Here is a 13,442-nt window from a genome sequence, read left to right as displayed (position 1 = left end):
CTCCCGTGCAGACATCACCATGAGCAGGCTCATCGGGCAATGATCCCAGCACATCCCGCCTTCGCGCCCGGCTTCAAGACCACCCCCTGGTGGTGGGAAGCCGCCGAGCCACCCGCCCGCGACAGCGTCCTGCCGGACCGGGCAGGTGTAGCCGTCGTCGGTGGCGGCTATGCCGGGCTGTCGGCGGCGCTGACGCTACGGCGCCTGGGGCATGACGTCACGGTACTGGACGCGGAACGCATCGGCTGGGGCGCCTCCTCGCGCAATGGCGGCATGGTGTCGGGCGGGCTGAAGGTCGCGTCGGGCGCGCTGACCAAGACCTACGGGGCCGACAAGGCGCGGTCGATCGCGCTGGCCGCCGCCGCCTCATTCCCCTTCATCGAGGAGACGATCACCCGCGAGGGCATTGAGTGCGACTACGTCCGCTGCGGCCGTTTCGTGCCGGCCTGGACGCCGAAGCATTATGATGGCCTCGCCGCCCGCGCCGATTTCATCGCGGAGGTCACAGGCCTGCCCACGCACCTCCTGCCGCGCGAGCGCCAGCATGAGGCGCTGGGCAGCGACCACTACCACGGCGGCATGATCGCCGAAGCATCGGGCAGCCTGCATCCCGGCAAGTATGCGCGCGGCCTTGCCGCCGCCGCCGACCGCGCCGGCGCCAGGCTGGTGGACGGCGTGCGCGTCACCGGCATCCGCCGCGAGGCGGAGGGCTTCCGCCTGACGACCGATCGCGGCCAGATGCGCGCCGATGCCGTGCTCGTCGCCACCAACGGATACTCGCGCGACGGCAATGGGCAATCCGCGATGCCTTGGCTGGCGAAGCGGATGATCCCGGTCGGTTCCTACATCATCGCGACCGAGGAACTGCCGGCCGAGACCATGGATCGTCTTTTCCCCGGTCGCCGGATGATCAGCGACACGCGGCGCGTGCTGAACTACTTCCGCCCCTCCCCCTACGGCAATCGCGTGTTGTGGGGCGGGCGCGCCAGCTTCGGCCCGACCGAGCCGGCGACAGCCGCGCCCGTGCTGCGGGACTTCATGCTCGCCGTCTTTCCCGAGCTAAAGGACGTGAGGCTGACCCATGCCTGGACCGGCAATGTCGCCTTCACCTTCGATTTCCTGCCGCATATCGGCGTGCAGGACGGCATTCACTACGCGGCGGGCTGCCAGGGGTCGGGCGTCGCGATGGCGACCTGGCTCGGCCATCGCGCCGCGCTGAAGATCGCCGGCGCGGACAATGAAGGCTTCGCGCTGGACGGGCTGAACTTCCCCACCATGCCGCTCTACAACGGCAATCCGAACTGGTTTCTGCCGATCGTCGGCGGCTGGTACCGGCTGCGCGACCACATGGACAGGGCTGCCGCATGAACGCCGATCTCGTCCTGCTCGGCGGCCGCATCGCCACCATGGATGCGGCGGGCAGCGAGGCCGAGGCGCTCGCCGCCATCGGCGGACGCATCGTCGCGATCGGCAGCAGCGATGCGATGCGCGACCATATCGGCCCGGGCACGCGCGTGCTCCAGGCCGAAGGCCGCCGCGTCATTCCCGGGATCGTCGACAGCCACGCGCATCCGGATTCCTACGCCGTTCGCCTGCGGAGCTGGACGCTGCTCTCGCCCGACCGGGTGACGACGCGCGACCAGGTCCTCGCCACCATCAACCGCGTCTGCGCCGGCCTGCCATCCGGCCGCTGGGGCGCCTTCTATCGGCTGAATGAGCGAGCTTCCGGCGGCTATCCGACGCTCGACGAGTTGGACGCCGCCTCTGCCGGCCACCCGGTCTTCATCCTGCGCACCGACGGCCATCTCGGCCTCGCCAACCGCGCTGCCTTCGCCGCTTGCGGCGTCGCGCCCGACGCTGCGGACCCTCCCTTCGGCGCCTTCGACCGCCATCCGCAAACCGGCGCCTTCACCGGCCTGGTGCGGGAGACGGCGGCGCATGTCTTCCTCAACGCCATCCATGACGCCGACAGTGAATCCGACATCGCCGAGGGCATGGAGTTGGTGCAGGACGAATGCCTGCGCCACGGCATCACCTCCGTCGCCAATTCGCTCACGCCATCCAAGGCCATTCGCGCCTATCAGCGGATGCACCGCGAAGGCCGCTGGCGGATGCGCATGGGCATCATCGCCTCCGGCCGCGACGAACCGCTGATCCCGCATCTCATCGGTGCCGGCATCCAATCCGGCTTCGGCGACGAATGGCTGCGGCTGATCGGCGTCGAATGGTGCCCGGATTGCTCCACCTCCGGCCGCACCGCCGCCTATTGGGACCCGTATGTCGGCGCCGCCATCCCCGGCGAGCCCGTGCCCAACACCGGCATGCTGCTGTATGACCGCGAGGACCTCACGCAGCGCGCCACGGCCGCGCACAAGGCCGGGCTCCAGGTGATGATCGAGGGCGTCGGCGACCGCGGCATCGACTTCGCGCTCGACGTGATGGAAGCCGCCCTCGCCGCCCATCCCGTCGCCGACCATCGCATGCGGGTCGAGCACTGCTGCTACGTCACGCCACCCATCCTCGATCGCCTGAAACGCGGCGGCTTCGTCGATTCCTCGGCGACCGGCTTCATGGACGAGCTCGGCGAGGCCTATGTCGCCAATCGCGGCCAGGCCGCGCTGCGCCACATGTGGCCGCATCGCAGCCTGATCGCCGCGGGCATCCCGGCCCCCGGCCACTCCGACTTCGCCGTTTGCCGCGTGAACCCCTTCACCGCGCTCGGCGCGATGGTCACGCGGCGGAGCCAGACCGGCGCGGACCTCGACGCTTCGGAAGCGATCACGCCGATGCAGGCGCTCGCCGCCTACACCACCCTCGGCGCCTGGGCGCAGCGGGAGGAAGGGGAGAAGGGCAGCCTGGAACCCGGCAAGCTCGCGGATCTCGCGGTGTTGGATACCGACATCCTCGCCTGCGATCCGGCAGCGATCCGCGACACGCGCGTCGTCGCGACGGTCGTCGGCGGCGCGCTGCGCCACGGCGGCTGACACCCTTTTCCGCCCTGCCCGGCGCATGCCAGCATCCGCCCACCGATTCGCGCCGAAAGGGTGCCGCATGCGCCGCCTGTTCCTGCTCACCGCCCTCATGTCAGCGCCCCTGCCGGGCCTGGCCCAAGGCCTGGTCACGGAACGCAGCGTGGGGGTCGGCCTCGCCGCAGAAGCCGTTGCCGCGGCGGTCGAGGCCTGTGCCGCGCGGGGCCATCGCGTCACCGCCGCCGTCGTGGATCGCGCCGGCGTGCTGAAGGCGCTGCTGCGCTCCGACGGCGCCGGTCCGCACAGCGTCGCCTCGGCGCGCGCCAAGGCCTACACGGCCGCGACCATGCGCGCCAATACGAGCCAACTCCTGGAGGGCGTCCGCACGAATCCCGGCGCTTCCCGGCTGATGGACATCGACGGGCTGCTGATCATCGGCGGCGGCATGCCCATCCGCATCGGTGACGAGGTCGTCGGCGCCATCGGCGTCGACGGCTCGCCAGGCGGGAACCTCGACGACCAATGTGCCGAGGCCGGCATCGCCCGCATCCGCGATCGCCTGAACTGAGGCAGATGCCGATCAGGTTGAATCACCTGCTCGGACCACGACGCTCGCTAAAGTCGCAAGCCCGGCGCCGCTTCCGTGCCGGGGCGATCGGAAACGAGTCTAGGCTGCGCGGTTCTGCTCACGAGACCGCAACGTCAGAACCGACACGCCGGAGGCCGTCACGGCGACCGTGTGCTCGAACTGCGCGGAAAGGGAGCCATCACTGGTGACGACCGTCCAGCCATCCGCCTCCGTCCTGACGTTGCGCCGCCCCCGGTTCAGCATCGGCTCAATGGTGAGGACCATTCCCTCGCGCAGCGCCATGCCGGTGCCGGGCCTTCCGAAATGGAGGATCTGCGGCGCCTCGTGCATCTCGCGCCCGATGCCGTGGCCGCAATATTCGCGCACGACGGAATAGCCCTGGCGCCGCGCATGGCGCTCCACCGCCCAGCCGATGTCGCCAAGACGGGCGCCCGGACGCACCGCGCGGATGCCCATCCACATCGCGTCGTAGGTCGCCTGGACCAGCCGCCGCGCGGCCACGTCCACCGCGCCGACCAGATAGGTCTTGCTGGAATCCGCGATGTAGCCGTTCTTCTCCAGCGTGATGTCGAAGTTCACGATGTCGCCGTCGCGCAGCACCTGCGATGCGGAGGGCACGCCATGGCAAACGACGTCGTTCACCGACGCGTTCAGCACGAAGCCATAGCCGTACTGGCCCTTGCTCGCGGGCCGTGCCCGGAGTTCGTCGACGATGAACCGCTCCACCATCTCGTCGACCTGCAGCGTCGTCAGGCCCGCGAGCGGCGTGCGGTCCAGCATGTCGAACACGGAGGCGAGCAGCCGGCCAGATTCCGCCAGCAGCGCCACCTCCCGCGGCTGCTTCGTCATTCGGCCGCTGCCGGTGCCTGGGCCGGGACGCCTGCCGCGCTCAGCTCGCGCTCCATGATCTCGGTGAAGCTGAGCGTGGGGTTGCGCTCGCACAGCATGCCGACCTTGATCCAGAAGGCGGCCTGCGCGTTGATCGAGCGGTAGGCCACCTTGCTCGCCCGGCGCAATTGGTCGTGCAGATCGTCGTCGATGTTCACGATGCCCATGGAAGTGCCCTGCATATGAAATATATGCCTCGTATATACTTCATATACTAAGCCGCCAAGGCTCCCCGCTGCGTCCTTACCCTGGCGATGCCCGCTTCAGGGCAAGCCGCTTCGCCGCCCCGCCCGAGGCATGGGCAGCGAAGCGCGCGAGGACGCTGTCCGGCCACTGTCCGACCCGCCGGACGCCGAGGTCGATGCAGAGGTACAGCACCTCATTCTCTGCGGCCTGCCAGCCCTCGGCAGCGTGGAACATGGTGTGGCGGCAGAGCAGGCGCTTGGCATCGTAGTCCAGCACTTCGCTGTCGAAAGCGAGCGGCGCGCCTTCCGTCACCTCGCGCGTATAGGCCTGCCAGGATTCGGCCGCGAAGGTGCCGAGCCCGCGCGCGCGTGCATCAGGCCCGAGCCCCAGCGACGGCCACAGCGCATCCGTCGCGATGTCGAAGGCCACCAGGTAGTAGGCTAGGTTCATGTGCCCGTAGTGATCGACCCACCCGGGCAGCACGGAACAGAGCGGCGCGCGCATGCCCCTCAGTGGATATCCTCGGCCTTCACCAGCGCTTCCTTGAGCTTGCCGATGTTGAAGCCCTGCGACTTCACCATGTCGAGGATCACCTTCTCCTTCCGCGCGCCGAGGTCGATCGCGGCAGGGATCTTGGTGACCACGTCATGCGGGATGACGACGGCGCCGTGACGGTCGGCATGGATGACGTCGTCATGCCGCACCTGCATGCCATGGATCGTCACGTCGAGGTTCAGCGCCACGATGTGCACATAGGCGTGGGACGGGTTCACCACCCCGGCGATGCCCTGGAAGCCGGGCGCAAACATGTCGAGGTCGCGCACCGAGCCGTTCGTGACCACGCCCTGCGCGCCGAGCCCCTGGTGCACGGCCGAATTCACCTCACCCCAGAAGGCGCCGACGCCGGGCGTGTCATCGAGGTCCTGCAGGCAGACGATGGTCGGCAGCGAAGCGTCGGCGACGTACTCGTACCAGCCCACCCGCATTGCCTTGTCGGCTTCCTTGCTGCGGCCGGACGGGAAGGCCGCGCGCTGGGTGCCGGTACGCGCCAGGCCGCAGATCGGCGGCAGCTTTGGATCGACCGCGGTCATCGGGCGCACGGTGAAGCCGTACCCGCGGCGATGCGGCGCGACGATCTCGAGCGCGTTGCAGATGGTGGGCGTGTCCCACTGGCGCAGCGTCTCAAGGTCGGCGGCGGTGAAAGGATAATTGGCCATGCTACGGTCTCCTCCGTCGCCACAGGATCGGTCAGGCGGCGGCTTCGGTCAAACCCGCTACGCCGCTCCCAGCACCCGATAGGCCTGGCGTTCGAGGAACTCGAGGCGCGCCAGCAGGTCATCAGCCCGGCACAGCATCACCGACGTGACACCGAGGCCGATGGCGCGGCCCACGTCGTTCTCGGTCACGTCGATCAGGACGCCGGCGCCGCTGTCGATCTCGACGATGACCTCACCGCCCACGGCATCGCATTCGAGCACGCAGGCAAAGGCCCCACCGGCCTCTGCCCCCGCGCCAATCTGCAGGAACGGACCGGGTGCCGAATCGATGCCGAAGGCGCGCAGCCGAATGCCCTTCGCCCCCGCCGTTGCCACGCAGCCGAGATAAAGCCGCAACCTGCCCTCCGTCGCCGCTGGATCGACGGGTAGCCGCAGCTTGGCGAGGCCCGCCCGCGTCCAGCACCCCCAGGCTTCGAGCGGATACCAGGCCAGCCCGTCACGCAGCAGGTCCGCCATCGCCTTGCTGCGCGCGGCATCGCTTCCGCCGGTCAGTCGCAGAGGATAGACGACCGCGGGTTCCACCAGTACCGCCGCGCGCGGTGCGTCGCGCGCCTCGGCGGCGCGGGCAGCGACTTCCCGCATCACCTGGTCGGCGATGTCGCCCCAGCTGCGAAGGGTCACTGTGTCTCGGATCGCCGCTTCGCGGCGTTCCCGTTCGTCCGCGTTGAAGATCAGCCCTTCGAGCTTCGCCACCAGGTCAGGCAGGTTCTCCGGCTCGAAGTAAACCGCCACCTCGCCACCCGCCTCGGTCAGGGAGGTGTTGCGCGCGACCAGCGGCACGCGCCCGAAGGACAGGCTCTCCGTTACCGGCAGGCCCCAGCCTTCGTAGAAGCTGTTCGTCACCGTGAACATGGCGCGGCTGTAGAGCGCCGCGAGCGCCACATCCGGCACCCCATGCGCGATCGAAACACGCTCCCGCAGCGCCTCGGAATTGCGCCACAGTGTCATTGCGCCGTCCGCGAGCCATCCCGGCTTGCCGATGCAGACCAGCCGCGGCACGCGCGCCGCCCCGTGGCGGCGGATCAGCGCCAGCCAGGCGTGGAACAGCATCAGGTGGTTCTTGCGGCTTTCGATCGTGCCGACGCAGAGCACGAAGGACTCGTTCGGCTCTGGCAGGTCAGGTCGCGGCGGCCAGCCTTCCGAGGCTGCCGCGCCGAGTTCCCGCCGCAGATCGGCATCAAGCCGGACGACGGTGACGGGTAGCGTGCGTTCGGGCAGCACCTCTGCCGCGATCCGCCGCGCATCGGCGGCCGACCATTCGGAGATGGCGAGTGCCGAATCCGCCTGCGCCGCCATGGAGGAGAACCACTGGGCGAATTCCTCCACCAGCAGGGGCTGGCAATGCTCCGGCGTCATCAGCGGGATGCAGTCGTAGACCAATGGCACGTAGCGCACGCCGTAACGCCGCATGATGTGGCGCACCCGGAGGAAGTAGTCCCTGATCCACCACGAGGTGCCCAGATTGACGAGGCTCGCCCCCGGCGCGAAGGCAAAGTCGGGCCCGTCGCGCAGCGTAGCGCGCAGTTCGCTCACCACCTCGATCCAGGCCGGGGCGTCGACCTCGCCGCCGGTGCGTGACAGCCGCCACAGCCGCAGGAACAGGTCGCGCCCGATCTCCCGCCAGAATCCCGACACCTCATCGAAGGCGACGGCCGACGTCGCCGCACCCTCGATCGGATCGAGCAGCGCACGCGCCGTGACGTTCAATTGCACGCGCTGGATGCCCGTCGGCGTCCGGTTGTGCATGACGTAGGCGACGAGATCGGAACTGTCGAAGACGATCTGCTGCGCCTGCCCCGGTGCCCGCGCACGCACCGCGACGGCGGATGCGAGCGAGGAGAGCGACCTCGCGCCGCGCGCGGCGTCGGCGTTGTCCGGTTCGAGCTCGAGCGCGCGGGCATAGGCGCGCCAGGCACCCTCCCCCTCGCCCAGCATCGTCAGCGCGTGGCCGACATGCAGATGCGCATCCGCGCTGTTCGGCGCGGCCGTTGCGGCTTCGCGATAGGCGGCCAGCGCGGCGGCGAGGTCCCCGCTTTCCTTCAGGCAGTGGCCGAGCTGGACGCGCGCGCGCCAATCCTCCGGGCGGCGTTCGAGGTAGCCGCGATAGGCCAGTACGGCAGCGTCCCACATGCGCTCGTCACGCAGGGAGTCGGCCTGGCGCAGCGCCTCGCCCGGTGTCGTGCTGCCGTCGCCGCCCGGCTGGTCCATCGCAATCCCCACTCGGTCAAATCAGTGGACGATATGCCACAGCCGGCCTCACTCGCCCACAGCGACCCCGACCCGCGCGTAGGCTTCGCGCAGCCGGAACCGGTAGCGTTCCGGTGAGAAGAGCGATGCCTGACGCGGCCCGGCATCCGACAGTCGTCCGCGCAATGCAGCGTCCGAATCGAGCGTGCGGATCGCATCCACCATCGCCCGAATGTCGTAGGGATCGATCTTCAGCGCCGCATCGCCCACCACCTCGGGCATGGAGGAGGTGTTCGACGTCATAACCGGCGTGCCGAGCAGCATGGCCTCCAACGCCGGCAGGCCGAAGCCTTCGTAAAGCGACGGGAACAGCACCGCCTTCGCCCCGCGGATCAGGCTGACCAGGAGGGGAAACGGCGCGTAGTCAACAAGCTTCACCCGATGATGCGTCTGCGTCAGGCCGTCCCGCGTCAGCAGGTAACGGAGATGATCGTTCTCGAACAACAAGCGCAGCTCGTCCTCCGACTTCCACGCCTTCTTGCCGACGATGACGAGCGGGTCGGTGACGCCGGAGGCGAGGTAGGCCTCGATCATCCGTCCGACATTCTTCTTCGGCTCGATGGCACCGAAGAACAGGAAGTAGCGTTGATGGCCGAGGCCGAAGGTGCCCTCGATCTCCGCCTTCACGTCGGCGAGAGGCTTCTGCGCGTAGCGCGCCGGGATATCCACCGACTGGTAGGTGTTGGTAACCTTTTCTTCCGGAATGCCGAGCAGGTTGACGATATCGCGCTTGGACGCCTCGCTGACCGTAACGATGTGGCTGCTGCGCCGCGCGAGCCGGCGCACGAGCCGGAAGTAGTTCCGCTTGTTGTCGAGCGTGGTGTAGGGCAGTCGCAGCGGCACTAGGTCGTGCATGGTGTAGATGTTCTTCGCACCGCGCACCTGCAGCGCCAGCGGGTAGGTCCAGTGCATCAGTGCGGGCGGTTCCCGGAAATGCACGGCCATGCGCCAGAAATAGAGCTTGGAGTGCAAGCGCTGGAGATCGAACAGGTCCTGCACGTTCCAGACATGATCGAAATGCGGCAGGCGAGAGCGGAAGCTCTCCCGCACGACACGGCCGGTGATCGGCACCTGGGTCGCGATCTCACCGAGCGGCGTCGTCGCCGCACGGCGGACAGCGCGCGCCACCTCGACCACGCGTGAGGGCCGGCCGACGGGCGGATCGAAGAAGGAGATCTCCCGCATCAGCGGGTTCATGGAGACGGTTGAGGAGCGGGTGCCATAGAGCACGCCCACCTCGGCGCCCAGATCGCGGAGACAGAACGACAGGTTGCGGGCATAGGTCGCGACCCCGGTCCCCTGCGTGAGCGACAGATTATACCCGTCGATGAAGATCCGCGGCGGGCGCTGGTCGGGCATAGGGGGGCAGTCCGTCGGTAGTCGGAATGGTTCGGGCAGGGGCCGCCCCGCCGGAGCAGCCCCTGTTGCCGAAATGGACCGCAAGGCTGAGGCGGCGGCCTGCCGAGGTCAAGCGAAGCCAGCCGCACGCCCGCTTCAGTCGAGGAAGTCCGGCGAGACCAGCCGGGGCAGGAACAGGACCACACTGGGCCAGAGGATGACGAGCACCAGCACCCCCAACATGGGCAGCAGCATGATCATCGTGTCCTTCAACGCATCCCGCATGCGCATGCCGGCGACATGGCACGCGATCATCAGGCACAGGCCATAGGGCGGGGTCACCAAGCCGAAGGCCAGGCTGACGATGCCGATCATGGCGAAGTGAACCGGATCGAGCCCCGCCCCCGCGGCCAGCGGCTGCAGGATGGCGCCGACGATGATGATGGCCGGGATCGCGTCGAGAAAGCAGCCGACCACCAGGAAGACCGCCGCGATGAAGAACCCCGTCGCGATCGGCCCCATGCCCCAGGCGGAGACGCCGGCGAGAATCGCCTTCGGGATTTCATAATAGGCGAGCAGCCAGCCGAAGGCGGATGCGGTGCCGACGCAGAACAGCGCCACCGCGGCGAGGCGACCGGTCTCGCCCAGCGCCTCCCACAGCTGCTTCAGCCCCATTTCCCGGTAATAGAACAGCGACAGCGCGCCGGCGTAGAGCACCGCGATGCAGGCGCTTTCCGTCGCGGTGAACCAGCCGAACACCTTGCCGCCGATGATGATCGCGGGCGTCAACAGCGCCGGAATGGAGACTGCCAGCGAACAGAGGAACTCGCGGAATGTCGCGCGTTCGTAGGTCGGGTAGCCCCGCGCCTTCGCGTAGGCGTGCACGGTTGCCATCTGCACCAACCCGATCAGCAACCCGGGAATGATGCCGGCGAGGAACAGCGCGCCGATCGAGACCGTCAGCACACCGCCCCAGACGATCATCAGGATCGACGGCGGGATGATGACCGCAAGCACCGCCGATACCGCGGTGATCGCGACGGAGAAGCCGTCGTCGTATCCCTCCTTCCGCTGAGCATCGATGAAGATCTTCGACTGCGACGCGGCATCCGCGGTGGATGATCCGGAGATGCCCGCGAAGAAGATCGACAGCACCACGTTGATCTGCGCGAGGCTGCCGGGCAGATGCCCCACCATCGCCCGCGACAGCCGCATCAGCCGATCCGTGATGCCGCCCACATTCATCAGGTTTGCCGTCAGCAGGAAGAACGGCACGGCGAGCAGGATGAAGGAGTTGTAGGCGTTGAACGTCTCCTGCATCAGCACCATCGGGCCCAGCCGGTCCTCGATCACGAGGATCGGCAGGCAGGCGAGGCCGAGCGCCACCGCCACCGGCACCCGCAGTGCCAGCAGCGTGAAGAACACGCCGAACAGGATCCAGGCCGCCTGGGAGGCGACCAGCACATTGCCGCCCATCAGGCCTGCTCCCCATGGATGAGCGTGGTGACGTCGTCGGCGAACTTCTCGCCGCCGAACAGCAGCCAGGAGAAGCCGAGGATCGGCCAGGGCAGGTGGATCAGCCAAAGCGGCAATTCCGCGAGCTCGCTGATGCGGAACCAGGCGAAGTCCACGAACTCGATACCGAACCACAGGAACACGGCGCCGAACAGCAGGACGAAGACACCGGACACGATGTCCATGAAGGCGCGCATGCGGCCCCTCAGTTCCGGCCAGAGGTCCACGATGAAATGGATGCCCTCCTTCTGCCCGACGATGGCGCCGATCATCACGGTCCAGACGAGGAGGAAGCGGGCCATTTCCTCCGTCCAGATGTAGTGCGGCAGCAGATGCGTCTGGCGCGAGACGACCTGCAGGGTGACGGGGACGACGAGGATGAGGACGGAGATCGCAAGCAGTGCCGAGAGCAGCCGGCCGTAGAGCTCGGCTGCCCGCCGCACCAGGCCGCGCAGGCCGGGCTGGGGCATGGGTAGGCTCCGGGAATGTCGGGAATGCGGGCCTGCCGACGGCATCCGCGCCGCCGGCAGGCCAGAAGGATCACGAGGTGACGGCGTTGATGCGGGCGTAGATCGCTTCCGCATCCACTTCGCGGGCATAGGCGACCATCACCGGATCGACCGCGCGCTTCAGCGCGTCACGGTCGGTGAACTCGACGCGGCGCAGCCGGCCTGCCTGTTCGAGCTCGGTGATCTTCTGCCCGTCCTCGGTGCTCTCGGCGTGGCGGCCGAAGGTACCGGCTTCCTTGCCCGCGCGGCGGATCGCTTCCTGCAGCGGCGCCGGCAGCCGCGCCAGGGTCTGGCTGGCGAAGCAGATCGGCCGGATGGTGATGGCGTGCTGCGTCAGGATCAGGTTCGGCGCGACCTCGTAGAAGCGCATCGCCTCGACGCCCGCCGCCTCGTTCTCGCCGGCCTCGATGACGTTGTTCTGGATGCCGTTGTAGATCTCGTTATAGGCGATGACCGAGGGCGACATCCCGGCCGCCTGGAAGGTGCGCGACCAGATCGGCGCGCCCTGCACGCGCACCTTCAACCCGCGCAGCCCGGCCATGTCGGTAATGCGCTTGTTGGCGAAGATGTTGCGCACGCCGCCGCCGGCATAGCCGATCAGCCCGACGCGCGACCGCCGCTCGATCTCCGTCGCGACGGGCGCGAACAGGTCCTGGTCCAGCACCTTGTTCCATTGCGCGAGGTCGCGGAACAGGAAGGGCGCATCCACGAAGGGCGCGGCCCGGCTGAAGGTGGACATATGCGCCGGGGAGACGATGCCGTAATCCACCGCGCCGCGCCCGGCCGACATGTACTCGAAATACTGCTTCTCCAGCCCCAGGCTGGAATTCTTGTGGAGGATGAAGTTGATCGGCTGGGCGGTGTAGTACTGCTTCACCAGCTCCTCGAACCGCACCAGGGCGCGGGTGAAGACGTGGTCGTCGTTGAACTGCACCGCGCCGTTCAGGGTGATCGCCTGCTGCGCGTGGGCCACCCAGGGAAGCGCAAGCGCAGGTGCGCCGACCAACAACTGCCTACGGTTCATGAACGGTCACTCCCTATGTTTGCCGCCGGCTTCGTACCGGCTGTGGTTCGACTATAGAGGTGGAACCGCACCGCTGGGAACCACATGGTTACCCCCCTTCCCGTCTCGCCGGCCCTGTCAGACACTGCGCCGATCATCGGGGGAAGCACCATGAACCGACTGGACCTGGCCGGCCGCGTCGCGATCGTGACCGGCGGCGCGCGCGGCATCGGCCTCGCCATCGCCCGCCGCGCGGTGGAATCCGGCGCCCGCGTCGCGATCTGGGACATGGACGCCGCGATCGGCACTGCCGCCGCCGCGGCCCTCGGCAACGCCACCGCCCATGCGCTCGACCTCACTGACGAGGCCGCCATCGCCGCCGCACGGGACGCGACGCTCGCCGCCCATGGCCGCGTCGATATCCTGGTGAACAACGCCGGCATCACCGGCGGCAACGCACCATCCTGGGAATTGCCGCCCGCCGAATGGCGCCGCGTGATCGAGGTGAACCTGGTCGCGCCCTATCTCGTCGCGCGCGCCATCGTGCCCACCATGATCGCCGCCGAATACGGCCGCATCGTCAACATCGCCTCCATCGCCGGCAAGGAAGGCAACCCGAACGCCTCCCACTACAGCGCCTCCAAGGCCGGGCTGATCGGCTTCACCAAGTCGCTCGGCAAGGAACTCGCCAAGACCGGCGTACTCGCCAACTGCATCACCCCCGCCGCCGCCGCGACCGACATCTTCAAGCAGATGACCGAGCAGCAGATCGCCTGGATGCGCTCCAAAATCCCGATGGACCGCTTCGTCGAGGTCGAGGAGATCGCCGCCCTCGCCTGCTGGCTCGCCTCCGAGGATTGCTCCTTCTCGACCGGCGCGGTCTTCGACGTCTCCGGCGGTCGCGCGGTTTACTGACGCGCC

The 13,442-nt window shown here is 68.2% G+C and carries 13 protein-coding genes; 4 read left to right on the top strand and 9 right to left on the bottom strand.

Going from position 1 to position 13,442, the window contains the following annotated elements; translation table 11 throughout:
• Positions 1 to 39: 39 nt before the first annotated feature.
• The 3 genes from GXW78_RS21575 (at position 40) to GXW78_RS21565 (ending at position 3,537) form a co-directional block, all read left to right on the top strand.
• Positions 40 to 1,368 carry an NAD(P)/FAD-dependent oxidoreductase gene (locus GXW78_RS21575; RefSeq protein ID WP_211870964.1) on the top strand — a complete coding sequence of 443 codons (1,329 nt, stop codon included), beginning with the start codon at positions 40 to 42 and terminating at the stop codon, positions 1,366 to 1,368.
• A complete protein-coding gene (locus tag GXW78_RS21570) occupies positions 1,365 to 2,984 on the top strand; it encodes an amidohydrolase (protein ID WP_211870963.1) in 1,620 nt (539 codons plus the stop codon). Before GXW78_RS21575 ends, GXW78_RS21570 begins: the two co-directional genes overlap by 4 nt.
• A gap of 67 nt (positions 2,985 to 3,051) precedes the next feature.
• Positions 3,052 to 3,537, top strand: coding sequence for a GlcG/HbpS family heme-binding protein (locus GXW78_RS21565; RefSeq protein WP_211870962.1), 486 nt, complete (start codon positions 3,052 to 3,054; stop codon positions 3,535 to 3,537).
• A 99-nt stretch (positions 3,538 to 3,636) separates the two neighbouring features.
• On the opposite strand, the gene map is transcribed toward GXW78_RS21565, so the two are convergent.
• The 9 genes from map to GXW78_RS21520 all read right to left on the bottom strand — a co-directional run bounded on the left by map (position 3,637) and on the right by GXW78_RS21520 (position 12,542).
• Positions 3,637 to 4,407 (bottom strand): type I methionyl aminopeptidase, encoded by a 771-nt coding sequence (gene map, locus GXW78_RS21560; protein ID WP_211870961.1) that lies wholly within the window; start codon positions 4,405 to 4,407, stop codon positions 3,637 to 3,639.
• Positions 4,404 to 4,613, bottom strand: coding sequence for a ParD-like family protein (locus GXW78_RS21555; RefSeq protein WP_211870960.1), 210 nt, complete (start codon positions 4,611 to 4,613; stop codon positions 4,404 to 4,406). The genes map and GXW78_RS21555 overlap by 4 nt, the downstream gene beginning before the upstream one ends.
• Positions 4,614 to 4,689: 76 nt before the next feature.
• The gene (locus GXW78_RS21550) at positions 4,690 to 5,136 is read right to left on the bottom strand and encodes a thioesterase family protein (RefSeq protein ID WP_211870959.1); all 447 of its coding nucleotides are present in this window, start codon (positions 5,134 to 5,136) and stop codon (positions 4,690 to 4,692) included.
• A gap of 5 nt (positions 5,137 to 5,141) precedes the next feature.
• Entirely contained in the window at positions 5,142 to 5,849 is a 708-nt protein-coding gene (locus tag GXW78_RS21545; RefSeq protein ID WP_211870958.1) for an RraA family protein, read from the bottom strand.
• A gap of 57 nt (positions 5,850 to 5,906) precedes the next feature.
• On the bottom strand, positions 5,907 to 8,117 hold the full coding sequence (locus tag GXW78_RS21540) for a glycosyltransferase (protein WP_211870957.1): 2,211 nt from the start codon (positions 8,115 to 8,117) through the stop codon (positions 5,907 to 5,909).
• A 48-nt stretch (positions 8,118 to 8,165) separates the two neighbouring features.
• A complete protein-coding gene (locus GXW78_RS21535; protein WP_211870956.1) occupies positions 8,166 to 9,515 on the bottom strand; it encodes a glycosyltransferase family 4 protein in 1,350 nt (449 codons plus the stop codon).
• Between the two features lie 135 nt (positions 9,516 to 9,650).
• Positions 9,651 to 10,970 carry a TRAP transporter large permease gene (locus tag GXW78_RS21530; RefSeq protein ID WP_211870955.1) on the bottom strand — a complete coding sequence of 440 codons (1,320 nt, stop codon included), beginning with the start codon at positions 10,968 to 10,970 and terminating at the stop codon, positions 9,651 to 9,653.
• The gene (locus GXW78_RS21525; RefSeq protein WP_211870954.1) at positions 10,970 to 11,479 is read right to left on the bottom strand and encodes a TRAP transporter small permease; all 510 of its coding nucleotides are present in this window, start codon (positions 11,477 to 11,479) and stop codon (positions 10,970 to 10,972) included. The genes GXW78_RS21530 and GXW78_RS21525 overlap by 1 nt, the downstream gene beginning before the upstream one ends.
• A 70-nt stretch (positions 11,480 to 11,549) precedes the next feature.
• Positions 11,550 to 12,542 (bottom strand): TRAP transporter substrate-binding protein, encoded by a 993-nt coding sequence (locus GXW78_RS21520; RefSeq protein ID WP_211870953.1) that lies wholly within the window; start codon positions 12,540 to 12,542, stop codon positions 11,550 to 11,552.
• Positions 12,543 to 12,692: 150 nt separating this feature from the next.
• Here GXW78_RS21520 and GXW78_RS21515 point away from each other — a divergent pair, with 150 nt between their 5' ends.
• Positions 12,693 to 13,436 (top strand): SDR family NAD(P)-dependent oxidoreductase, encoded by a 744-nt coding sequence (locus GXW78_RS21515; protein WP_211870952.1) that lies wholly within the window; start codon positions 12,693 to 12,695, stop codon positions 13,434 to 13,436.
• Positions 13,437 to 13,442 lie beyond the last annotated feature (6 nt).

Source organism: Neoroseomonas terrae, from assembly GCF_018129025.1.
GTDB classification, from domain to species: domain Bacteria; phylum Pseudomonadota; class Alphaproteobacteria; order Acetobacterales; family Acetobacteraceae; genus Neoroseomonas; species Neoroseomonas terrae.
The sequence above is the reverse complement of the archived record's forward strand: the minus strand, read 5'-3'. Positions and strand labels throughout refer to the sequence as shown.

Excerpts from the sequence above, each read along its gene's own strand:
- GXW78_RS21575 (WP_211870964.1), top strand. The coding sequence starts at position 40 with ATGATCCCAGCACATCCCGCCTTCGCGCCCGGCTTCAAGACCACCCCC.
- GXW78_RS21570 (WP_211870963.1), top strand. The coding sequence starts at position 1,365 with ATGAACGCCGATCTCGTCCTGCTCGGCGGCCGCATCGCCACCATGGAT.
- GXW78_RS21565 (WP_211870962.1), top strand. The coding sequence starts at position 3,052 with ATGCGCCGCCTGTTCCTGCTCACCGCCCTCATGTCAGCGCCCCTGCCG.
- map (WP_211870961.1), bottom strand. The coding sequence starts at position 4,407 with ATGACGAAGCAGCCGCGGGAGGTGGCGCTGCTGGCGGAATCTGGCCGG.
- GXW78_RS21555 (WP_211870960.1), bottom strand. The coding sequence starts at position 4,613 with ATGGGCATCGTGAACATCGACGACGATCTGCACGACCAATTGCGCCGG.
- GXW78_RS21550 (WP_211870959.1), bottom strand. The coding sequence starts at position 5,136 with ATGCGCGCGCCGCTCTGTTCCGTGCTGCCCGGGTGGGTCGATCACTAC.
- GXW78_RS21545 (WP_211870958.1), bottom strand. The coding sequence starts at position 5,849 with ATGGCCAATTATCCTTTCACCGCCGCCGACCTTGAGACGCTGCGCCAG.
- GXW78_RS21540 (WP_211870957.1), bottom strand. The coding sequence starts at position 8,117 with ATGGACCAGCCGGGCGGCGACGGCAGCACGACACCGGGCGAGGCGCTG.
- GXW78_RS21535 (WP_211870956.1), bottom strand. The coding sequence starts at position 9,515 with ATGCCCGACCAGCGCCCGCCGCGGATCTTCATCGACGGGTATAATCTG.
- GXW78_RS21530 (WP_211870955.1), bottom strand. The coding sequence starts at position 10,970 with ATGGGCGGCAATGTGCTGGTCGCCTCCCAGGCGGCCTGGATCCTGTTC.
- GXW78_RS21525 (WP_211870954.1), bottom strand. The coding sequence starts at position 11,479 with ATGCCCCAGCCCGGCCTGCGCGGCCTGGTGCGGCGGGCAGCCGAGCTC.
- GXW78_RS21520 (WP_211870953.1), bottom strand. The coding sequence starts at position 12,542 with ATGAACCGTAGGCAGTTGTTGGTCGGCGCACCTGCGCTTGCGCTTCCC.
- GXW78_RS21515 (WP_211870952.1), top strand. The coding sequence starts at position 12,693 with ATGAACCGACTGGACCTGGCCGGCCGCGTCGCGATCGTGACCGGCGGC.